This is a genomic window from Hyphomonadaceae bacterium BL14, from assembly GCA_027627705.1.
Lineage (GTDB): Bacteria > Pseudomonadota > Alphaproteobacteria > Caulobacterales > Maricaulaceae > Oceanicaulis.
Genome location: CP091242.1, coordinates 333,396 through 354,497 on the forward strand (window position 1 = coordinate 333,396; position 21,102 = coordinate 354,497).

Annotated in this window: 15 protein-coding genes; 9 read left to right on the forward strand and 6 right to left on the reverse strand. The window is 68.0% G+C overall.

Going from position 1 to position 21,102, the window contains the following annotated elements; translation table 11 throughout:
• Positions 1–5: 5 nt before the first annotated feature.
• From L2D00_01520 to L2D00_01535, 4 genes are read right to left on the reverse strand one after another with little or no spacing between them, the layout of a single operon-like run.
• Positions 6–1,376 carry an amidase gene (locus L2D00_01520; GenBank protein WBQ13378.1) on the reverse strand — a complete coding sequence of 457 codons (1,371 nt, stop codon included), beginning with the start codon at positions 1,374–1,376 and terminating at the stop codon, positions 6–8.
• Positions 1,376–2,779, reverse strand: coding sequence for a phenylacetate--CoA ligase family protein (locus tag L2D00_01525; protein ID WBQ13379.1), 1,404 nt, complete (start codon positions 2,777–2,779; stop codon positions 1,376–1,378). The genes L2D00_01520 and L2D00_01525 overlap by 1 nt, the downstream gene beginning before the upstream one ends.
• A gap of 30 nt (positions 2,780–2,809) precedes the next feature.
• Complete coding sequence (locus tag L2D00_01530) at positions 2,810–4,183, reverse strand: MmgE/PrpD family protein (protein ID WBQ13380.1); 1,374 nt, start codon at positions 4,181–4,183, stop codon at positions 2,810–2,812.
• A complete protein-coding gene (locus tag L2D00_01535; GenBank protein WBQ13381.1) occupies positions 4,180–5,565 on the reverse strand; it encodes an MmgE/PrpD family protein in 1,386 nt (461 codons plus the stop codon). The genes L2D00_01530 and L2D00_01535 overlap by 4 nt, the downstream gene beginning before the upstream one ends.
• Positions 5,566–5,629: 64 nt before the next feature.
• Between L2D00_01535 and L2D00_01540 the strand changes: the two genes are divergently transcribed.
• From L2D00_01540 to L2D00_01570, 7 genes are all read left to right on the forward strand, one after another.
• Positions 5,630–6,904, forward strand: coding sequence for a hypothetical protein (locus L2D00_01540; GenBank protein WBQ13382.1), 1,275 nt, complete (start codon positions 5,630–5,632; stop codon positions 6,902–6,904).
• Positions 6,901–7,647: a GntR family transcriptional regulator gene (locus tag L2D00_01545; GenBank protein WBQ13383.1), complete on the forward strand. Its 747-nt coding sequence runs from the start codon at positions 6,901–6,903 to the stop codon at positions 7,645–7,647. Before L2D00_01540 ends, L2D00_01545 begins: the two co-directional genes overlap by 4 nt.
• Positions 7,648–8,197: 550 nt before the next feature.
• Positions 8,198–9,031 (forward strand): hypothetical protein, encoded by an 834-nt coding sequence (locus L2D00_01550; protein ID WBQ13384.1) that lies wholly within the window; start codon positions 8,198–8,200, stop codon positions 9,029–9,031.
• Positions 8,961–10,490 (forward strand): DNA polymerase Y family protein, encoded by a 1,530-nt coding sequence (locus L2D00_01555; protein WBQ13385.1) that lies wholly within the window; start codon positions 8,961–8,963, stop codon positions 10,488–10,490. The genes L2D00_01550 and L2D00_01555 overlap by 71 nt, the downstream gene beginning before the upstream one ends.
• Positions 10,490–13,771, forward strand: a complete 3,282-nt coding sequence (locus L2D00_01560) for an error-prone DNA polymerase (protein WBQ13386.1) — start codon at positions 10,490–10,492, stop codon at positions 13,769–13,771. The genes L2D00_01555 and L2D00_01560 overlap by 1 nt, the downstream gene beginning before the upstream one ends.
• A gap of 106 nt (positions 13,772–13,877) precedes the next feature.
• Positions 13,878–14,765, forward strand: coding sequence for a DUF1838 domain-containing protein (locus L2D00_01565; protein ID WBQ13387.1), 888 nt, complete (start codon positions 13,878–13,880; stop codon positions 14,763–14,765).
• A gap of 213 nt (positions 14,766–14,978) precedes the next feature.
• Complete coding sequence (locus tag L2D00_01570) at positions 14,979–17,441, forward strand: TonB-dependent receptor (GenBank protein ID WBQ13388.1); 2,463 nt, start codon at positions 14,979–14,981, stop codon at positions 17,439–17,441.
• A 121-nt stretch (positions 17,442–17,562) separates the two neighbouring features.
• Here L2D00_01570 and aroC read toward each other — a convergent pair whose 3' ends face one another.
• Together aroC and L2D00_01580 are read right to left on the reverse strand one after the other, a co-directional pair.
• Positions 17,563–18,654: a chorismate synthase gene (aroC, locus tag L2D00_01575; GenBank protein ID WBQ13389.1), complete on the reverse strand. Its 1,092-nt coding sequence runs from the start codon at positions 18,652–18,654 to the stop codon at positions 17,563–17,565.
• Positions 18,655–18,717: 63 nt separating this feature from the next.
• Positions 18,718–19,287, reverse strand: coding sequence for a J domain-containing protein (locus L2D00_01580; GenBank protein ID WBQ13390.1), 570 nt, complete (start codon positions 19,285–19,287; stop codon positions 18,718–18,720).
• Positions 19,288–19,379: 92 nt separating this feature from the next.
• Here L2D00_01580 and pdxH point away from each other — a divergent pair, with 92 nt between their 5' ends.
• Together pdxH and L2D00_01590 are read left to right on the forward strand one after the other, a co-directional pair.
• Positions 19,380–20,048 (forward strand): pyridoxamine 5'-phosphate oxidase, encoded by a 669-nt coding sequence (gene pdxH / locus L2D00_01585; protein WBQ13391.1) that lies wholly within the window; start codon positions 19,380–19,382, stop codon positions 20,046–20,048.
• Positions 20,049–20,111: 63 nt separating this feature from the next.
• Positions 20,112–21,092, forward strand: a complete 981-nt coding sequence (locus L2D00_01590; GenBank protein WBQ13392.1) for a DUF1499 domain-containing protein — start codon at positions 20,112–20,114, stop codon at positions 21,090–21,092.
• Positions 21,093–21,102 lie beyond the last annotated feature (10 nt).

Below are 21,102 nucleotides of genomic sequence, written 5' to 3' on the forward strand. Positions count from 1 at the left end.
GACGATCAGTAGCCCGGCGGAATGAGTGGCCCGCCCGCCATCATCTCGAACTGGGTGGCAGCGCGCAAAGACAAACCGTCACGGCCATGCGGTGCCAGAAACTGGATCGAGACTGGCAGCCCCGCTTTGGTCAGACCCATCGGAACGGCAGTGGCGGGGATGCCTGCCATGTCCGCGAAGGCCGTGAGGTCGGCCTGTCCGGCTGGCGCAGGCTCTGCGAACGGGAAGGCTGGCTCCAGTGCTGTAGGCGCGGCGACGAGATCGCAGTCGCCAAACCAGATTTCGGCGTCGGTTTCAGCCGCGCGCACAAGGGCGTAGGCCGCCTCGATCTTCTCCGCGCTTTGCTGCGCGCCCCAACCCAGCAGATTGCGCAGGCCCTCGGAAAAGCCCTCGGGGTTCTTTTGAAGCTGGGGGCCATGAATGTGCAGCGCCTCGATCTCGCTCACCAACAGGCCCGCGCGGCGTGACTGGCCGTAGGCATAGTGTTCGGGCCGCACATCTATGACGCGTGCCCCCGCCGCATCCAGCCGTGCCAGCGCGGTCTCGAACGCCGCCATGACCTCCGGGTCGCAGTCTAGCGCATCTTCAAACCGCCAGCGCCCGATGGTCAGGCCGGTCAGGCCTCTTTGCGGGCGCTGGGGTTGGCCGGACAAGGCGGCGGTGAAGGCTGACAGGTCGCGCGCTGAGCGCGCCAGCGGGCCGACATGGTCGAGCGTCGAGGACAGGGCAACCACACCGCCGGTGTCGATCAGGTGGCGGCTCGGCTTGTGCCCGGCCACGCCGCAATAAGCTGCCGGTATACGCACCGACCCCATGGTGTCAGTGCCCAGCGCCATGATGCATAGCCCGGCCGCCACCGCCGAGCCCGATCCGCCGGATGATCCGCCTGGGGTGATGGCGTCGTCCTCGTCCCCCCAGGGGTTCAGCGTGCGTCCGAACCAGGGATTGTCAGTGACGGCGCCCAGCGCCGCCTCTTCCATATTCACCGTGCCGGCGATCACCGCGCCCGCGGCTTTCAGGCGCGCCACGCAAACCGCGTCCTCGCGCGCGATGCGCCGTTCATAGGCTTTGATCCCGGCGTGCCAGGGCAGGCCCTCCACGGCGATATTGGCTTTGACCAGCACGACCGCGCCGTCGATCTCCGAAAGGGGCGCGCCGCGCGCCCAGCGGTCGGCGCTGGAGGCGGCCTCTTCGCGCGCGGCCGTAAAGCGGGTGTCGAGCACGGCGTTGAGAACAGGGTTCAGGCTGGCGATGCGCCGCGCATAGGCATCAAATACTTCCAGCGGGCTCCAGCGGCCCAACGCAAACGCCGCCGCCTGAGCCGCCCAGGTGCGTTGAGAGGCTTTGAGCGGCAGGTCTGCACTACTGGATTTCATCAGAAGCGTTCGTCTATGAGGCGGATGGGTTTCTGGCGCACTTCAGTCTGGGTGAGGTTCGCCAGTTCGCCCGGTTTGGCAAGTGTCACAGCGACCTCGATACCCAGCTTGCGCTTGAGCAGGTCTGCAAACTCGGCCTGCAGCGTCGGGCTGGATTCGCGCGCCTCGGCCATCACGATGAACTCGTCGCGCCCGCTGGCGTCGCGCACCGCCTTGCAGATGAAGTCGCCGGCGAAGGCGGCATGCTCTTCCAGGAGTGGCCCCATGGCTTGCGGGAAAATGTTTATGCCGCGGATCTTCACCATGTTGTCGGACCGGCCGAGGAAGCCCTCGATGCGCCGGAAGGCAAGGCCCAGCGGGCTCTTGTCGGTATGGAAGCGCGTCACGTCATGAGTGTTGAAGCGGATGATCGGATACACGTCGTCCTTGTAAAGGCACGTGCAGATCATATCGCCCTCGGCCCCGCCGGCGACGGGTTTGCCGGTTTCGATATCGGCGACTTCAAGATACTGCGCATCCTCCATCACATAGAGGCCGGCGCGGTCCGGGCCTTCCCCGGCAATGATGCCGGTATCGCCCACGCCATACCAGTCAAAGCATTCCGCCCCGCCCCAGGCCTTGGACAGGGATTGCCTGTCCTCGCGCCCCAGATGGCCGGAAATCATGCGGATATTGAGATCGCGCACCGGGTCGATGCCCATCTCGTCGGCCACGCGGGCGAGCTTCTTGATGTAGTCGGCAAAGCCCACGATCACCGTGGCACCAAAATCGCGCATCAGCTCCACCTGGCGCGCCGAGCGGGTCTCGACCCCGGTGCCCGCCGACATGAAGATGGCGCTGGTCCAGTGGATCACGGCCTCGCGCACATAATGGCCGCCATTGATCATGCCGTGGCCATAGACAGAGTGGACCACGTCGTCCGCTTTCAGTCCCTGGAACCGGTACATGCGCGCCAGCAGAAGGTTCTGCACCTCGCGCGACTTGGCACCAAACAGCAGCACTTGGGGTATGCCGGTGGTGCCGGACGTGGTGTGCATCACCACATTTGGCGGGCCGCCCGCATGGCTGTCGCGCGCGTCGAAATCCCCAAAGGGCGGCTTGCGCGCGATCGACTCCATGATGTCGGACTTGTCGAAGCTGGGCAGGTTGGCGATCATTTCCAGCCCTGTGATATCGCCCGGCTCCACCCCGGCATCGCCCCAGAGCTTGCGGTAAAACGGCGTCTGCCAGGCGCGCGCTATGCAGCTGAGGAACAACGCGTTCTGGCGCGCGAACAGCTCGTCGCGGCTGATGGATTTGGCGAAGTTAACAAAGTCGGCCCCGATGGGGTGCTGGCGCTGGACCGCGCCCCAGTCGGCGGCGTCGAAATAGCTGCTGTGTCCGTCGGCATTGGCTGCGCTCATGATGCGCTCCCCTTGTTTTTCAGTAGGCGGTCAGGCGGTTCGCCCCGACATCAGGGCGGTCAGCGTCGCGGTTGAGGTGGCGCGCGGCAGGGCGCCGACGGCTTCTTGCAGGGACGCGTCGAGACATGATTGCGGTGCGATGAGTCCAAAAGCGAGGCATTCGGCACGTTTGGCGGCGATATCGGCACCGCGCATCGGATCGGCCGGCGACCCGTAGAGTGCGTCGAGCGTCAGGGTCCGGGTCTCGCCGCTCACGAGGCGCGCTTCCAGCGTCTGGGGCGCGAAGGCGGCGGGGTTGTCCGTCCCGTCGCTGACCACCTCGATGCGCGCGGCGAGCGCCAGCGTGTCGCGGTTCGTCAGCGCGCCCGGCGTGAAGCCGTCGAGGCGGACATGCCCTTCGCGCAAGGCCAGGGCGCCGCAGTAGGCAAAGCACAGACGGGTGTAGTTGACCTGCATGTCTGCACGCGCCGGGCGCCCGACCAGGCGTTCGATCAGGGGCGGGGCGATAAGGCGGACGGCGGCGATGTCTCGCGCGCGCACGCCGCTATCGCGCAGACGCTGCATCAGCACGATGCCGCCCTGGGCCGCGCGCCCGGTGGGGAAGGGTTTGTAGGAGACTTCGGCGATGCGGAAGGTCCGGCCCAGCGAGGCGATGACCGGTGCCAGATCGCTGCGTTCCTCAAACAGGGAGAGATAGCCGTACGGCCCTTCGAAGACGTCATGCGGGCCGGGTATCCCGGCAGCGGCCAGATCATTGGCGACCAGGGCGGCCCGCGCTGCGCCTGCGATCTGCAAGGGCAGGGCCGGCTTGCCTTCCACATGGGCCTGCATGGTGCCGGCGGCCTGGGCCAGGGCGTAGCCCAGAGCGTCCAGCGCCTGATCGAGGCTCGCCCCGCGCAAGCGCGCAATGCCCAGCGTGGCGCCGAACAGCCCGGCTGTGGCGGGCCGGAAGAACCGGATCGGGCTCAAGGCTGCGACGCCCAGTCCCGCAGCCACATCCACCGCGCCGGTCAGCGCGGCCAGAAAATCCGCACCCGAAACCGGGCGCGCCTCGGCCTCGGCCATCAGGGCCGCGCCGATCACCGCCATGGGATGGACGACCGCCGGTTCATGCACGCAGTCATATTCCTGACAATGGATCTGGAAGCCGTTGACGAAGGCGGCAGACGGCGCAGGCAGGTGCGGTCCGCCGCCGAAGACATGGGCCCCGGGCGTTTGCGCATCGGCGCTGCCCCAGCTGCGCGCCACGTCCAGCACCTTGTCAGCCAGCCAGGCTCGGCGGCCGGCGATTCCCACCGCCAGCGTGTCCAGAAGGAAAGCCTGCGCTGCGGCCCGGGCCGGTGCCGGAATGGCACCCCAGTCCTGTCGCAGCACATGACGGACGAAGGCTTCTGGGGCGCTCACGGGGCGGCTCCCGCCTGGACCGGGCGCGCCAGCGCCGCACTGAAATCCGCCAGCGATCCGCCCTTGGCCAGCGCGAGGGCGGCGTTGATGAGGGTGCCGGCGGCGGCATCGTCATGCCCACCATGGACGGCGAGGCGGCGCGCCTTGGCCGCCAGCTGGTCCGGAGACAGGGGATTTTCCGGATCGCCCAGCGCGTCGGGGTGATCAAACATGCACACCGCGCCGCCCGTGAGGGTCAGGCTGAGCCCGGCGCCATAGCGGGCCGGATAGGCGCTTGAATAAGGGTCGCCCGCACGCACACGCACCCGCGCTGCGAAGGTGCGCACGGCGGCGTCGTTGAAGGCCTCGGCTTCGAAATCGGACAATTGCGGCTCGCCGCGCATCAGGGTGATGGCGAGGGCATGCTGGAGCGAGAATTTTGCCTCTATGACGCTGGCTGGCTGAGGCCGGTCGCAGAATGTGAGGGCGTCCCCATAGGTGACCAGCTCCGCGGTCTTGATCTGGTCGGGCGTGATCCCGGCGGCGCGCGCTGCCAGCGCGGCATCAATCGCGGCATGGGCGTGGCGGCAGGCAGGCCAGGGCTTGAAGCTGACCTGTTCGATCAGCCAGTGCGCGCCGTGATCGGCCATCATGTCTTCAGGGTTTGCGCCGGGGCACGTGGCGGCGAAGAAGCCCTGCGGGCCTTCCAGGATCGCCAGCGGTCCGTCAAAGCCCTGCGCTGACAACTGCGCGGCGGCGAGCCCGGCATGGGCGGCGCGCGCGGTGTGCAGCTGCTTGCCCATGGAGGCGGGCTCATGACGGGTTTGCCAGAAGCCGGAGGCCTGGGTGGCCGCCAGGCCCAGCGCATGGGCAGTGCGCCATTCATCCAGGCCCAGCACGCTGGCCGCGGCCGCCGCGGCGCCGAACGGCCCGCACGTGCCGGTATTGTGCCAGAAGGCATAATGGCCGGGACCAACCGCGCGGCCCAGCGCGATGACGGCCTCATAGCCGCGCACCACGGCGTCAAGGAAGGTTGCAGCGTCCGCGCCTGACGCCTCGCAGGCGGCCAGGGCGGCGGGAATGACGCTGGGGCCAGGATGGAGGATGGCGCGCTTGTCCACATCATCCATCTCCAGCACATTGCCCAGCGCGCCATTGACCATGGCGGCCGTGAGGGATGACGCACCGCGCCCGGCACCGACCAGCGTACAGGCCCCTGTGCCGTCACCGGCCAGTGCCGCTGTCATCGCCTGTCCCGCCGCGCTCGGCGCACCGGCCACCGCACAGCCCGCCCAGTCCAGCACATGCAGTGCCGCACGCGCCCGCATCCTCGCATCCACAGGGCGGGCAAGGCGCGCGGCCAGGCGCCGGGTCAGGGTGAGTGTGTCGCTTTGTCCGGACATAATCTGCTAGTAGCATGTGCCAGCGCGCGGCGTGAAGCCCGCGCGTCAAGCTGGGGGGATACCCATGACAGCGCGCCCGCCCGTGCTCTCGCCCGACGCGCTTGTGGCGCGCCTGCGCGCCCGCCTGCGCGCCCGCCTGCCCGGGGCGGCGCGGGTCTATGTGCCCGGCGTGGCGGCGGAACCCTATGTCCTCGCTGAAGCGTTCGCGCGCGATCCGGAGACGGCGCGCGGGCTGACATTCTTTGGCGTATGGATCCCCGGCGTGAACCGCACCGACTGGAGCGCGCTGCACCAGACCGCCCGGTTCGAGACGATCTTTCTGGCGCCTGAGCTGCGCGAAGGGTTCGAAGCCGGACGCATCGCCTTCCTGCCGCTGACCTACACCAAGGCCTGGCGCTGGCTGGAGACGTGTCCGGTGGACGCCGCGATCCTGCAGGTCTCGCCCCCCGATGCGAACGGCGAGTGCTCCTTGTCGCTGGGCTGTGATTTCACGCCGGCCATCTGGGCGCGCGCGCCGGTGCGCATCGCCCAGATCAACCCGGCTTTGCCCGTGATGCCTGGCGCGCCGTCCATACCCATCAGCGCCTTTGACGCCGTGTGCGAGGTGGAGAGCGAGCCGCGCGGCTATGAGGCCGGCGATCTGCCAGACGCATTCGCACACATTGCGCGCCATGTCGCCGGACTGGTGGAGGATCGCGCGGCGGTGCAATTCGGCCTGGGCAAGGTGCAGCTGGCGGTGCTGCCTGCGCTCAAAGATCACACGGCGCTGACCATCCATTCGGGCATGGTGTCTGATCCGTTGCTTGAGCTGCTCGATGGCGATGCGGTGGCCGCGATCCGCACCGGGGCGGTGCTGGGCTCGCGCGCGCTGGCGGACCGTCTGACAGGCGAAAAGCGCCTGACCATGACGCCGGTCAGCGGAACCCATAGCGGCGGGGTGCTGGCGGGTCTGGCGCGCTTCACGGCCATCAACTCGGTGATCGAGGTGGATCTGTTCGGTCAGGCCAATGCCGAGTTTGTCGGCGGGCGCCAGGTGTCCGGCGGCGGCGGGCTGGCGGACTTCCTGCGCGGTGCCCAGGCCAGTCCCGGCGGCAAGGCGATTGTGGCGCTGGCCTCTACCGCCAGAGGCGGAACGCTGTCGCGCATCGTGCCGCGCCTGACCGCGCCGGCGGTGAGCCTGAGCCGGGCCGATATCGACATCGTGGTCACCGAGCATGGCGCGGCCGATCTGCGCGGGCTCGACCTGGAGGCGCGCGCGGGTGCCCTGATACAGAGCGCTCACCCTGAACACCGCGCTATGCTAGACAGCGCATGGCAAGACATTCGGAGGTCGCTATGACCGCTATGCTCGAAAATGCTTCAGGCGCACCGCGCTATATGGCGCTGGCCGAGGCCCTGCGCGCGCGAATCGCGGGCGGCGACCCGGCCATCGGGGAGCTTCTGCCCACCGAGCACGCCCTGTGCGAGACCTATGGCGTGTCGCGCCATACCGTGCGTGAGGCGCTGCGTCTGCTGGCCGAGTCCGGGCTGATTGCCCGCCGGCGCGGGGCGGGCACTGTGGTGGTGGCCAATCAGACCCATGACCACTTCACCCAGCGCCTGGGCGGGGTGGATGATCTGATGCAGTATGCGCGCGATGCCAAGCTGCAGCCCCGGGCCACGCGCAGCGGTCCCTTGGACGGGGCGGTGGCGCGCGCCTTTGGCGTAGCGGCGGGGGGCGAGTATTTCCATGTGTTTGGCGTGCGCGGGCGCCCCGGCGAGACCCCGATCGCGCTGACTGATGTCTATATCCGCGCTGATATCGCCCCGCCGGTGGAGACCATCGTGGAGATGGGCGGCTCGGTCACCGACTGGATCGCGCGCGAGCGCGGCGTGCCCACCGCGCGCATCGAACAATCGATCAGCGCCGGCGCCCTGACCGAGCGCGAAGCGGGGCCGCTGGACGCCGAAGCCGGCGAGGCGGCGCTGCGCACCCGCCGGCGCTATTACGACAAGGGCGGGCGCATCATCGCCCTGTCCGACAGCGTCCATCCGGGCGAACGCTTCACCTACGACATGGTGCTCCTGCGCGAGGCGGAGTAGGGTTCCATTTGGGATGCTGACGAGCTATCAAGACTGCCTGCGCCAGGGAATGGATCACTGCCTGACCGGCATATCCGCCTTGGACAAGGAATAGGGCGGGGCTTTCGGGCCGCCGCCCGATTTTTTCCAGAACTTCCTGCTGGCGGTGGGTGAGTACGGCCCGGGTTCGAGCGACATGCGACCCCGTCTCTGCGTCGTTCCTTGCTGAGCCATTTTCGCAAGCATCGCAGGCTGTCAAGGACGACCGAGCCTTCGCTCGGTCGCCGCACGGCGGCGGCCCGGAGGGCCGTCCTTGACAGCCTGCGATCGCCTTGCGTGATCTTCCAGCATGGAGCGATGGGGAGAAATTGACCCCCAGGGCCTTCCAATGGAGTTTCAGCGTCCGGGGTCACCCGTCACCCACCCCAACCCTCCCCTCAAGGGGAGGGAGCCAGCGCGCAACGCACCCCCGCCGCTGAGGGGGCGTTCTTGACTCTGACCGGGTGAAGAACAAAAATAGAACATCACAGACGCCCGGCGGATGGCCGGGCCTGGCGGCAGAGTGCAGGACATGAGCAGGGATTGTCACGACGGCGCGCCGCAGGCGGGCGCCGCACAGATGGATTGCGTCGCGCGGCCTGAGCGTCTGGCGGCGCTGCGGGCGCGCATCGCGGCGCTGGAGACGGCGGGCGGGCGCAGCGTGGCGGCCCGTGCGCGCCTGTCGCCGCGCGCGGCTGTGCCGTCCGGCGAGGATGACGCTCTGGCCACGTTCCGGGCGCGTGCAGGCCTGCATGACATCCGCCCGGAGAGCTATTTCGACGCGCCGGCGGCCTATGCCTTTGCGGTGCGCTGGCTGGCGGGCCTGCCCGATGACCGGCTGGTGGTGTGGGTGCGCGGGGCGGGTGATCCCCGCCTTGATTTTGGCGCGCCGTGCCCGGACGGGCTGGCCGCCTGCGGGCTGGACCCTGCGCGGCTTTTACTGGTGCGCGCACGCGCCGGGGCGGATGCGCTGTGGGCGATGGAGGAGGCGCTCAATGCCGGCGCGCTGGTGTTGGGTGAGGCGGGCGCCCAGCGCGCCTATGACCTGACCGCCTCGCGCCGGTTGCAGGCGCGCGCGGCGGCGGCGGGCAGCTGCGTGCTGGCGCTGGCCTCTCACGACGCCAACGCAACCAGCGCAGGGCTGACCCGCTGGCGCATCGCCGCGGCGCCGGGTCCGGCTGCGCCCTGGCGCGGGGCAGGGGGGCTCGCCGGGCTCGGCGCCCTGCGCGTGCGCGCGGTGCTGGAGCGCCAGCGTGGCGGTCCGCCGGGCCGGTTTGATCTGGAATGGAGCGATCATGCGCTATGCAGCCCTGAGCCTGCCGGACTGGCCGGTGGAGCGCGCCCGCCGCGCCGCGCCGCGGGATAATAGCCGCCCCTTTGCCCTGATCGCGCCGGGTGCCGGCGGCGAGCGTCTCTACGCTGTCTGCCCGGTGGCGGCGCGCGCCGGCCTCGCCCTGTCCATGCGTGTGGCGGATGCGCGCGCGCTGGTGCCTGAGCTGGGCGTCAGCGCTGCCGATCCCGATGGTGACCGGGCGGCGCTGAACGACCTGGCACGCTGGTGCGGGCGGGTCTCGCCCTGGACGGCACCGGACCCGGGCGCAGCGGCACCCCTGTCGGGCGTACTGATGGACATTACCGGCTGCGCGCGCGTGTTCGGGGGTGAGGAGCGGCTGCTGGACGGACTCATTCGCGATGTGCGTGCGCTGGGCTTTACCGCCCGCGCCGCCGCCGCGCCGACCCTGGGCCTGGCCTGGGCTTTGGCGCGTTATGGCGATACCGGGCAGCGTGGCTGGTGCGCGGTGGAGGATGCCCATGCCGCGCTGGTGCCCCTGCCGGTGGAGGCGTTGCGACTGACGCCGGACATGTGCGCCGCGCTGCGCCGGTTCGGGCTGGGCACGGTGGGTGCCCTGACGGGTCTGCCGCGCCGGGCGCTGGTGCGGCGCTTCGGACCGGATCTGGCGCGCCGGCTGGATCAGGCGCTGGGCGGAGTGCGCGAGACGCTGTCGCCGCTGCGCGCCGCGCCGGCCCTGCGCGCGCGGGTGCGCTTTGCCGAGCCGCTGACCACGCTGGGCAGCGTGGGCGAGGCGTTCGCCCATGCCCTGACACGCCTGTGCGCCCTGCTGGAGCGCGAGGGTCTGGGGGCCCAGCGCGTGCGCCTGACCCTGTACCGGGCTGATGGCGGGGTGGGCGAGATGATGCTGGCCGCCGCCGCGCCGGTGCGCGACAGCGCCCATCTGATCCGTCTGATGCGCCACCGGCTGGAGCGCGCCGGTCTCGACGCCGGGTTCGGCGTGGACCTGGTGGAGGCTGCCGCCCTGCTGACCCGTCCGCTGGACGCCGGCCAGACCAGCCTCGATCCCGATGCGGGCGCGGAGCGTCTGGCGGCGGCGTGCCTGATGGACCGGCTGGACGCCCGGCTGGGCGCCGGGGCGGCGGCGTGTGCCGAGGCTCTCGACAGCCATGTGCCTGAACGCGCCGGGCAGTGGCGGTCTGGCGCGGCGGCGCCCGCATCCTGGCCGCGCCGGCCGGAACGGCGCCCGCTCCTGATCCTTGATCCGCCTGAACCGGCCGAAGCTGTGGCGGAAATTCCCGACGGGCCACCGCGCCGCTTCACCTGGCGCCGGGTCGCCCACACGGTGGCGCGCGCTGAAGGGCCCGAGCGCATTGCGCCGGAATGGTGGCATCTGACCCCCGGGGCAGCGGCGCGCACGCGTGATTATTTCCGCGTCGAGACCGGGGAGGGGCGCCGGTTCTGGCTGTATCGCGAGGGCCTCTATGGCCGGGAGACGCAACAGCCGGGCTGGTTCGTCCACGGGGCGGGGTGATGGGGGGCGGGGTGATGGCGTGCTTTGCCGAGCTGTGCGCGGCCAGCAACTTCTCCTTCCTGCGCGGAGCGAGCCATCCCCACGAGATGGTCGAAACCGCCGCCGCCCTGGGGCTGGAGGCGGTGGCTGTTGCGGATCGCAACACGCTGGCGGGCGCGGTGCGCGCCTTCCTGGCCGGGCGCGAGCAGGACGTGCGCGTGCTCACAGCTGCGCGTCTGGTGGCTGAAACAGGGGTGGAGCTGGTGTGTATCCCGCGTACCCGTGCCGCCTATGGCCGGCTGTGCCGGGCTTTGTCCGACGCCCATGAAACCGGTGAGCCCGGCGCGCCGCATATCGATCTGCCCGCCATGGCGCACGCGCTGGGCGAGGCGCAGATCCTGATCCTGATGCCCCCGCCCGAGGCGGATGACGCCTGGCGCGCGCAGGCGCAAATCGTACTGGCGCGCGCGGTGTCGCCCGTGCATCTGGCGCTGGTGCGCCGCTTTGATGGCCGCGACGGCGCGCGCTTGCATGGTCTGGCCGCGCTGGCGCGCGCCTGGGGCTTGCAGACTGTGGCCAGCAGCGATGCGCTCTATCACGCGCCCGAACGCCGGGCGCTGCAGGACGTGCTGACCTGTATCCGCGAGCATGTGCGCATTGATGCGGCGGGACGGCGCCTGGAGGCCAACGCCGAACGCCATCTGAAAGACGCCGCCGAGATGGCACGCCTGTTCGCAGACCATACCGAAGCGGTGACGCGCACGGCGCAGCTGGCGCGCACGGTGACATTCTCCCTCGACCAGCTGGTCTACGCCTATCCTGACGAGACGATCGGGGCGGGCGAAACGCCCATGGAGACGCTGCGCCGGCTGACCCGCGAGGGCGCGGCGCGGCGCTGGCCCGGCGGTGCGCCAGTGGCGGTGCAAAAGGCGCTCGATCACGAGCTGGAGCTAATCGCATCGCTCGATTACGCCAGCTATTTCCTGACCGTGGAGGATCTGGTGCGGTTTGCCCGCTCGAGGGGCATTCTGTGTCAGGGGCGGGGCTCGGCGGCCAATTCAGCCGTGTGCTACGCCATTGGCGTGACCGAGGTGGATCCGGCGCGGATTGATCTTCTGTTCGAACGTTTCATCTCGGCCGAGCGGGGCGAACCGCCTGATATCGATGTCGATTTCGAGCATGAACGCCGCGAGGAGGTGATCCAGTACGTCTATGAAAAATATGGCCGCCGGCGCGCGGCCATGACGGCGGTGGTCCATTGTTACCGCCCGCGCGGCGCGCTGCGCGAGGCGGGCAAGGTATTCGGCCTGTCCGGCGATGTGATCGCGGCCCTGTCCAAAGCGGTGTGGGGCTGGCGTGATCCGGTGTCGCCGCAGACGATCCGCGATGAGCTGGGGCTGGACCCCGATGCGCCGGCCCTGCGCCGCACGCTGGCGGCGGCCCGCGCCCTGCAGGGGTTTCCGCGGCACCTGTCCCAGCACCCGGGCGGATTTGTGATGACGCTGGACCGGCTGGACGAGATGGTGCCGGTGCGCAAGGCCGCCATGCCCGAGCGCACGGCCATCGAGTGGGACAAGGAGGATATCGACGCGCTGGGCCTGATGAAGGTGGATGTGCTGGGGCTGGGCATGCTGAGCTGCGTGTCGCGGGCGCTGGCCATGATCGGCGAGGCCTATGGCCGGCCGATGCAGGTGCAGGACATCCCGGCCGAGGACCCGGCTGTCTACGACATGATCTGCAAGGCCGACACGGTGGGCGTGTTCCAGATCGAGAGCCGGGCGCAGATGAGCATGTTGCCGCGCCTGAAGCCGCGCTGCTTCTATGATCTGGTGATCGAGGTGGCCATTGTGCGCCCCGGACCGATCCAGGGCGATATGGTGCATCCCTATTTGCGCCGGCGCGAGGGGCGCGAGGCAGTCAATTACCCGTCCGAGGCGCTGCGTGCTGTGCTGGGCAAGACGCTGGGCGTGCCCCTGTTCCAGGAGCAGGCGATGAAGATCGCCATCGTGGCGGCCGGCTTCACCCCGGCGCAGGCTGACCGGTTGCGCCGGTCCATGGCCGCGTTCCGCCGGGCCGGGACCATTCAGGAGATGGGCGAGAAATTGGTCGCGGGCATGATCGCCAACGGCTATGAGCCCGATTTCGCCGAGCGCTGTTTCCGCCAGCTGGAGGGCTTTGGCGAATACGGTTTCCCGGAAAGCCATGCGGCCAGCTTTGCGTTGATCGTCTATGTCTCGTGCTGGCTCAAGCGCCATTACCCGGATGTGTTCCTGGCCGCCATGCTGAACGCCCAGCCGCTGGGCTTCTACGCCCCGGCCCAGCTGGTGCGTGATGCGCGCCAGCATGGCGTGGTGGTGCGCGCGCCTGATGTGAACGCCTCGCACTGGGACAGCACGCTGGAGACGCTGGCATCGGGTGAGGCGGCACGCACAACGCCTGAGGGCGGGGCACAGCGGGCCGTGCGCCTGGGCCTGCGCCAGATCAAGGGCCTGGCGCAAAGCGCGGCGGCGCGTGTGATTGCCGCGCGCGAGCACGGACCCTTTGTCAGCCTCGAGGATGCTGCCCGGCGCGCCGGGCTGGGGCGCGGGGTGCTGGACGTGCTGGCGCGCGCCGACGCCTTCGCCTCGCTGGGCGAGACGCGCCGGGCGGCGGGCTGGCGCGCGCGGGCGGTGGCCGGTCCGGACCTGCCGCTGTTCGCCGCTGCCGGGGGCGAGGGGGTCATCGCCGACTATTCCGGCACCGCCTTGCCGGCGCTGAAAGCCTCTGAAGACGTGGTGCAGGATTATGCGAGACTGTCTCTGTCGCTCAAAGGTCATCCCATGGCGTTCCTGCGCGGGCATTTTCACCGCCTGGGCTATCAGCCCTGCGCCGAACTGGCCCGGCTGCGCCCCGGCGCGCGCACCGGGGTTGCCGGGCTGGTGCTGGTGCGCCAGCGCCCCGGCTCGGCCAAGGGGGTGATCTTCGCCACGCTGGAGGACGAGACGGGCACGGCCAATGTGATCATTTGGCCGCACGTGTTTGCGCGTTTCCGCCGGGCGGTGATCGGGGCGAAGCTTCTGGGCGTGACCGGCGTGCTGCAGCGCGAGGGCGAGGTGATCCATCTGGTCGCCGCGCAGGCCCGCGACTGGAGCCACGCGCTGGACGCCCTGACCGAGACTGACGATGCGGGCGGCTTCCACAGCGCGCTGGCCCGTGCCGACGAGGTGGCCCGCCCTGGTGCCGACGCGCGCGACCGCCCCAAACGCCGCCTCGTCCTGTCGGAGGCTGTGAGCATTATCCCGAACAGCCGGGATTTCCGGTGAGGCTCAGCGATCACGCGAGGTTTTCACTTGATCCTCTGCCCGTTTCGAAATGATATATCATTTCGAGGACCGGACCTCACCGGCTCCGTGCGGAGGAGACACACCCATGAGAACCCTGCTTGCTGCGCTGGGCCTGAGCGCCGTCACGGCGGCTGCGGCCTGCGCCCAGGAGCGCCTCAGCTTCGACAATCCCGACGACGTCATCACCATGAACCGCAAGATCGGTTGTTCAACGGTGGATGGCGAGCCGATTACCTACTATTGGCACGGCTATGCCTTCTCGCGCCGGGCCGGGGAACCGGACCGCCGCCTGTTCCGCGTGGAGGGCATGAATGTGCGCGCCTGCGTCACGGTGGAGCATCCTGAATACGGGACCGGCTACCGGCTCGTGTCGCGCGAGCTTCTGCTCTATCTCGATCCCGATACACACGAAATCCTGTCCACCTGGGACAATCCCTGGACGGGTGAGACCGTAGACGTGCTGCATGTGGCCAATGACCCGGTCAATTCACGCGGCAGCTTCCCGCAAGGTCCCAACGGTCCGGCCCGGTGGCGCGGATCATCCATGGGCAATGATTTCTGGCAGACCACCACGGTGCCGCTCTTCTACTCCAACCCGCTTGCGGGCGAGTTCCAGGACGAGATCGGCGGCGTCTATCACGCCACCGAGATGTTCAATTTCTTTGGCCGCATCGATGACATCACCGACCCGCAGACCACGACGGCCGACGCGGAAGTGGGCTGGGTGCGCATGTCTGACTGGCTGCCCTGGATGCAGATGCGCGGACGTGACGGACTGATCTATTTCCACACTGCCGGTACCAAGCTGGACAGTTGGGATGAGCTGCCGGACTTCTTCAAGGACGAGATTGCCCGCCACTATCCCGAGTATACCGAGCCCCCTGCGCTCGATGATGACCGGCCGAATGTGACAAGCTGGACTTACTATCGCGACATTGCTGCCGGCCTTGTGACCGCGCCGGAGCGCAACTGATCCGTACTCAACCCGGCTGCCGTCCCGGTGGCCGGGTTTTGTCACTGAAATGCAACACTAGGCCTCATTTGTTCGGACAAGCCCAACATGACAGCGGCCTGACAGAATGAAATGGTATATCAATTAAAACAGGCCTGCGCTGGCGCCTGACTCGCGTTGGTCCGGGACCATGACTCACAAGGCGGAAAAAGCCGCGCAAGGGGAGACTAAAGCGTGAGAAAGCAAATCCTGTTGACTACGGCCGCCGCGATCGCCGCGACCAGCCTGGCGGTCATACCCGCCGCCGCTGCCCAGGAGGAGGGTGCCCAGACGCAATCGCGCGATGTCATCACCGTGACCGCTCGCCGCCGCGAAGAGACCATTCTGGACGCGCCGGTCGCCGTGACCGCGTTCGGCGAAGATGACATCCTCGATCTCGGCCTCCAGTCGGTGGACGATGTGGCGCGCTTCACGCCCGGCCTGTCTTTCTCGGCCGCTTTCGGGCGCTCGTCGGAACGCCCGGTGATCCGGGGCCAGGCCAACGTGCTGGCCGGCGTTCAGTTCGGTGTGGAATCGGGCACCGCCTACTTTATCGACGGCGTCTACTATCCCGGCTCGATCCAGAATCTGGACACCAATGATCTGGCCCGGGTCGAGGTGATCCGCGGCCCCCAGAGCGCGCTCTACGGACGTAACACCTATGCCGGCGCTATCAATTTCGTCACGCGGGGTGCGACGGACACGGTCGAAGGCCAGCTGCGTGCCCGCGGCGGCAGCCACGGCGAATACGAACTGTCGGCCGGCATCTCCGGCCCCCTCGGCGACAGGGCCGGCTTCCGCCTGTCCGTGCGTGACTATAATTACGATGGCGAGTGGACCAACCAGGTGACCGGACAGACGGTCGGGTCACAGTCCACTACGTCGTTCTCCGGTGTGCTCGACTTCAACCCGACGGACAATCTCGATATCCGCCTGCGCGCCCAGTATTCAGACTCCGTAGACGGCACTCTGCCACTCTTCCTGCAGCCTGCCGCCAGCAATAACTGCTCGCCGGGCTATCGCTCTTTGAACTACTGGTCGCGGTCTGGCAGCACGAACAACAACCAGTATTTCTGCGGTGTGATCCAGCCCCAGCAAGTGGCGCTGAACACCGGTCCGGCTGTGCCGGGCCAGCCGGCCATTGTGCCGGGCGTGCCGGCCAACGCCCTGAACCCGTTCCTGCCGTTCCAGATGTACTCGACCGCCGATGGCACAGCTTTCGACGGGATTACCAACGAAGCGGTTCTGTTGTCCGGCATCATGAACTGGGATGTTGGCGGCTCTGGCTATGTGTTCACACTGTCGGGTGCGTACCGCGACGAAGAGCGCCGGTTCGGGTCTGACTCCGACCACAGCTCGATCAACTTCGTGCTGCAGCCGGTGGGCATGGCCAACACGGGTGCCTTCTTCGCCAACACCACCCGCAATCTGGTTGAAGACTACTCGTTCGAGGCGCGGCTGGCCTCGCCGGTCAATGAACCGTTCCGCTGGATGGTCGGCGCGTATTACTATGACCAGGTCAATGACGGGTTCTCCATCACCTTCTCCAACCCGGCGGGCAATCCGTCCAGCCAGCTGACTACGACCAACCAGGCGCTGTTTGGCCTTGTAGAGTACGACTTCACGGACAATCTGACCGTCACACTGGAAGGCCGCTACGCCGAAGAAGAAAAGACCACGCTGGACGGCATCAGCACGGCGACCCCGTTCAACCGGTCTGACACCTTCACCAACTTCACCCCGCGTCTGACGGTCAACTGGTCGCTCAGCCCGGAAACCACGGTGTTTGCGGTCTATGCCCGCGGCGTGAAGCCGGGCGGTCAGAACGGCCAGATCGGCGAGACCACCGGCAACCCGATCTATGATCAGGAAACGTCGGAGAACTTTGAAATCGGCGTGAAGCGCTCCGTGTTCGGCGGTGCCGGCTACTTCGCCGCCTCGGCCTACTTCATCGAGGCGACCGACGTGCAGCTGACGACCGCTGTGTCCAATCCGTCCGGCGCGATCAACTCGGTGGCGACCAATCAGGGTGCCGCCGAAATCCTTGGCCTCGAGCTGGAATACCGCCAGCGAGTCAATGACATGCTGTCGATCGGCGCGACCTATGCCTGGACCCAGCCGGAATTCACGTCGGGCTGTGATGACGGTCAGTGGGAGCTGACCTCGGGCGGTGGCGTGATCGCAGGCAATGCAACGGCACCGGGGACGGGCACGGAGTTCTTCGGCCAGACCGGCAATTGCTCCATCGCGGGCAATCGCGTTCCGCTGACCTCCGAGCACCAGCTGTCGTTTAACGGCGAACTGCGTGCGCCGATGGGGTCGACGGGCCGCCTCGAATGGTTCGCGCGTGCCGATTATACGTACGAGTCCTCGAAATACGTCCAGGTGCACAATCTGGCCGAGACCGGCTCGGCCGCCATTCTCGGTGCCCAGCTGGGCATTGAGAGCGGCAACTGGACGATCATGGCCTACGGCCGCAACATCCTCGATGAAGATTCCATCGTGATGGCGACCCGCTGGCTGCAGACGCCGTATCTCAGCCCCGCCTTCTCGCCGAACACCGCGCCGGTTAACGCTGCGCGCGGTGCGCCGCGCGCCTTCTTCGGCACGCTGCGCCGGGGTGCCACTTATGGCGTGGAGGCCCGCTACCGCTTCTAGGACCGTCCTTCACGGCCAGTCCTATGGGGCTTGGGGTAAAGAGCGGCCGGACCTGTCACGGGTCCGGCCGTTTTTGTTGTGTGACCCTGTTTGAACGCCGCGTGTCTGGCGGCGAGGGCGTTCAGCCCTGATAGGCCTGCGCGCGCAGCTTGTGGTCGGCCAGTACAAGCGCCGCCATGGCTTCGGCCACCGGCACGGCGCGAATGCCCACGCACGGGTCGTGGCGGCCTTGCGTGGCGATGGCGGTTTCGGTGAGGTCCTTCGTCAGGGTCTGCCGCTCGATCCGGATCGAGCTGGTCGGTTTGATTGCCACCCGGATCACCAGATCCTGACCGGTGGAGATGCCGCCCAGCACCCCGCCATTGAAGTTCGAGGTGAACGCGGGCTGGCCGTCAGGGCCGAGGCGCATTTCATCGGCCGCATCCTCGCCGCGCAGGCCCGCGGCTGCCATGCCGGCTCCGATTTCAACGCCCTTGGCGGCGTTGATCGACATCATGGCGCTGGCGAGATCCTGATCGAGCTTGCCATAGACCGGCGCACCCCAGCCGGCCGGGACACCGCTGACGACCACCTCCACCAGCGCGCCCACAGAGCTGCCGGCGCGGCGGATCGCGTCCATGTCATCAGCCCAGAGGGCGGCGGTGTCTGCATCCGGGCAAAAGAAGTCATTGCGCGCGGTCTCGTCCCAGTCCCAGCGGGACCGGTCGATGGCGCGCGGGCCGATCTGAACCAGCGCGCCGCGAATGGTCACGCCCTCGCCCAGCACCTTGCGGGCCACTGCGCCGCCCGCCACTCGCGCCGCCGTCTCGCGCGCCGAGGACCGGCCTCCGCCGCGGTAATCGCGCACGCCGTATTTGACGTCATAGGTATAGTCGGCATGGCCCGGCCGCCAGGCGTCGCGAATGCCCGAATAATCCTTGGAGCGCTGGTCGACATTGTCGATCTGAAGCGCGATCGGTGCGCCGGTGGTCAGCTGCTGCGCCATGCGTTCGTCCTGGAACACGCCTGACAGAATACGCACCTGGTCGGGTTCACGGCGCTGGGTGACGTGACGCGACTGGCCGGGGCGGCGCTGATCCAGCCAGGGCTGGATGTCCGCCTCGGTCAAGGACAGGCCCGCCGGACACCCGTCCACAACGCATCCCAGAGCCGGCCCGTGGCTTTCGCCCCAGGTGGTGATGCGGAACAGATGACCGAAGGTGTTGTGGGACATGGGAGGGGGGGACTCAGTTCGCCAGGACGCTGCGCCGCACCATAGGCTTGAAACGCACCAGCGTCACGCCGCGCCTTTGCGCGCCCAACGCGCCAGCCGAGCGGCCGGAGACGCTTTGACGAAGGCGTCATAGAAGCCGCGCAGGATACCCGCCGATTCTTCTGCTTCTTCGCGTGCAGCGGCTTCTGCGAACGCTTGTGCGCGATGTTCGCGTGCTTGACGTTCCGCCTCGCCCACCGACAAGTCCGGATTGACCATTTTGTCGCGCACATGGATGTGCACGCGCCAGTGCGGGTCACCGATAGGGATCAGGACAGTGCCCGTTTTCACCGCCACAGGCAGGCGCACCAGCGCTTCGCGCTCTTCGATCTTGATCGTGCGGATGCCGCCCTTGCGCGCATCCTCCGGTGTGATCTCCAGATCATGACGGCGCGGGGCGTGGATTTGCAGCACCTCATACGCCTTGAGCAGGCGCTGCAGCTTCGCGATGGTCTGGGGCGTGCCTGGCGTCACGTCCGGGTGTACAGTCTTTATGAGCGCGCGAAAGCGCGCACGGACTTCACCGAAGTCCTCGTCGCCGGTCAGGCCGAAGGCCCGGTAGGCGGCCAACAATGGGTCAGGTTTAGCGCTCATGGGCGCGAAACTACGTCGCGACAGGTTGTCAAACAGTTGACCACATGCTGCCACGCGCTAAGTCAGCGAAACTCAACAGCCAAGGAGCCCTCATGAGTGGCCGCGACGCCATCCCGCCCAGCCCGAGCGATGCCGAATACGCAAGCGAGGCCGACGCGGCACCCGAGGACATCTTCGCGCGCGAGGACCCTGTGGCGTTGTTTGGGGACTGGCTGGCCGAAGCGCGCAAGCGCGAGCCCAATGATCCCAACGCCATGGCGCTGGGTACCGCAGATGGTGACGGCCTGCCCGATGTGCGCATGGTGCTCTTGAAGGATGTCGATGCGCGCGGCTTCACATTCTATACCAATACGCAGAGTGCCAAGGGCCTGCAGCTTGAGACCAACAGCAAAGCGGCTTTGTGCTTCCACTGGAAATCCCTGCGCCGTCAGGTGCGCGTGCGTGGCGCGGTGGAGCCGGTCAGCGATGCCGAGGCCGATGCGTATTTCGCCAGCCGGGCGCGTGACAGCCGCATCGGCGCCTGGGCCAGCAAGCAGTCTCGCCCGCTGGAAAGCCGGTTTGCGCTGGAGAAAGCCGTGGCCGCCCACGCGGCCAAATTCCATATCGGCGATATCCCGCGCCCGGACTTCTGGACCGGATATCGCGTCGTTCCCGTGCGCATCGAGTTCTGGCGTGACCGCGCCTTCCGCCTGCATGACCGGATGGTGTTCGAGCGTGACCGCAAGGACACGCCCTGGCGTGTGATGCGCCTCTACCCGTGAATAACTGTATGAGCCCGCCGCCAGGGCGTATACTTCAGCCGCTGGAATAAGAGGGCGACCGCCATGATGACCATCCTGCGTACCATTCGGCATCTGATTGTCGGACTGGCGGCGTTTGCCGCGATTGCAACGCCGCTCTGGTTCGTCATTGCGGCATTCGGTGGCAAGTTCGGCTTCTGGGAGCCGATCGACGGCTTCCGCCATGTGCTGGGGCTGGCGGGCTTCAATGCGTTGAACTGGTTTGGCTTGCCCGGTGCCATCGGGCGCGGGTTCATCCTGCCGCTGACCGCTGGGCTCGGCCTGCTGGCGCTGATCGTGGCCATCGGCTTCCGGCTAATCTTCGGGCAGGCCAATGCGCCGGGTGCGGGGGGCTATGTCGCGGGCGTGCTCGCCCTTGTCGTGGGGGTGGCGCCGCTGGCGCTGGTGACCAGCGCGTCCGGCGATCGCGCGGCCATCCCGCCCATCCATGACATCACCACCGATTTCGAAACTCCGCCGCAATTCACCGGCGCGTTGATCGAGCGCCGCGGCGCCAATGCCAATTCAGTGGACTACCACGCCAAGACCGATCCGCGCTCGCAGCGCCCGCTGCCCGAGGTCCAGGCCGAGGCCTATCCCGATGTGGCGCCTCTGATCACCACCGCCGAACCGGCGCTGGCCTACAGGGCCGCCCATGCCACGGCGCGTGATCTGGGCTGGCGGATCTCCACCGCGTCCGAGGGTGCGATGATGTTCGAGGCCCAAGACGTGACCTTCTGGTTCGGGTTCATCGATGATGTGGTGGTGCGGGTCACGCCGCTGGACAATGGCGGATCGCGTGTGGATGCGCGTTCGGTGTCGCGTGTGGGCATGTCCGATCTCGGTGCCAACGCGGCGCGCCTGCGCACTTTCTTCGCGGCGCTGGAGAGCAGTCTGGGTGATGGCGTGGCCATGGCACCTGCGCCGGAACCCGTGTCTCAGCCTGATCCTGCGCCCGAAGCCGGCGACGGCGCGGCTGACCGGCTCAGCCCGCTTGCGCGTGCGGGCGAAACACGCTTGCCTTGACGCGGGTTGA

Excerpts from the sequence above, each read along its gene's own strand:
- L2D00_01520 (WBQ13378.1), bottom strand. The coding sequence starts at position 1,376 with ATGAAATCCAGTAGTGCAGACCTGCCGCTCAAAGCCTCTCAACGCACC.
- L2D00_01525 (WBQ13379.1), bottom strand. The coding sequence starts at position 2,779 with ATGAGCGCAGCCAATGCCGACGGACACAGCAGCTATTTCGACGCCGCC.
- L2D00_01535 (WBQ13381.1), bottom strand. The coding sequence starts at position 5,565 with ATGTCCGGACAAAGCGACACACTCACCCTGACCCGGCGCCTGGCCGCG.
- L2D00_01540 (WBQ13382.1), top strand. The coding sequence starts at position 5,630 with ATGACAGCGCGCCCGCCCGTGCTCTCGCCCGACGCGCTTGTGGCGCGC.
- L2D00_01545 (WBQ13383.1), top strand. The coding sequence starts at position 6,901 with ATGACCGCTATGCTCGAAAATGCTTCAGGCGCACCGCGCTATATGGCG.
- L2D00_01550 (WBQ13384.1), top strand. The coding sequence starts at position 8,198 with ATGAGCAGGGATTGTCACGACGGCGCGCCGCAGGCGGGCGCCGCACAG.
- L2D00_01555 (WBQ13385.1), top strand. The coding sequence starts at position 8,961 with ATGCGCTATGCAGCCCTGAGCCTGCCGGACTGGCCGGTGGAGCGCGCC.
- L2D00_01560 (WBQ13386.1), top strand. The coding sequence starts at position 10,490 with ATGGGGGGCGGGGTGATGGCGTGCTTTGCCGAGCTGTGCGCGGCCAGC.
- L2D00_01565 (WBQ13387.1), top strand. The coding sequence starts at position 13,878 with ATGAGAACCCTGCTTGCTGCGCTGGGCCTGAGCGCCGTCACGGCGGCT.
- aroC (WBQ13389.1), bottom strand. The coding sequence starts at position 18,654 with ATGTCCCACAACACCTTCGGTCATCTGTTCCGCATCACCACCTGGGGC.
- L2D00_01580 (WBQ13390.1), bottom strand. The coding sequence starts at position 19,287 with ATGAGCGCTAAACCTGACCCATTGTTGGCCGCCTACCGGGCCTTCGGC.
- pdxH (WBQ13391.1), top strand. The coding sequence starts at position 19,380 with ATGAGTGGCCGCGACGCCATCCCGCCCAGCCCGAGCGATGCCGAATAC.
- L2D00_01590 (WBQ13392.1), top strand. The coding sequence starts at position 20,112 with ATGATGACCATCCTGCGTACCATTCGGCATCTGATTGTCGGACTGGCG.